The organism is Pseudomonas sp. FYR_2 (assembly GCF_043106425.1).
In the GTDB taxonomy this organism is placed as follows: Bacteria; Pseudomonadota; Gammaproteobacteria; order Pseudomonadales; family Pseudomonadaceae; genus Aquipseudomonas; species Aquipseudomonas monteilii.
The window spans coordinates 1-313 of record NZ_JBICMM010000028.1 but is presented as its reverse complement, the minus strand read 5'-3'; the positions used below and the strand labels follow the sequence as shown (position 1 = coordinate 313).

1 pseudogene is annotated in these 313 nt (G+C 56.2%); it reads right to left on the bottom strand.

The features are described from left to right. A pseudogene (locus tag ACF8R4_RS13560) lies at positions 1–313 on the bottom strand (transposase); the annotation flags it as partial.

Below are 313 nucleotides of genomic sequence, written 5' to 3'. Positions count from 1 at the left end.
TGGCAAAGGCGACGCACTGGGTAATCCGTCGAGTGCTTGTTGATGAAGGCGTACTTCAGCCGCACTCCTTGGCAAAGTACGCGGCGGCCTTCTTTAATATGTCTCGCTCTTCTGTCACCCGCTTGAGTTCAGCGCGCAGCTTGCGCAGTTCAGCCTGCTGATCATTGTCTTGCTGACGCTGCTCTTGGGGCTTGCTGTAGACCTTGATCCAGGCGTAAAGGCTGTGCACGGACATGCCCAGGCGCTGGGCGACCTCGGCGACAGGTTTGCCTTTTTCGGTCACTTGCTTGACCGCTTCGATCTTGAATTCTTC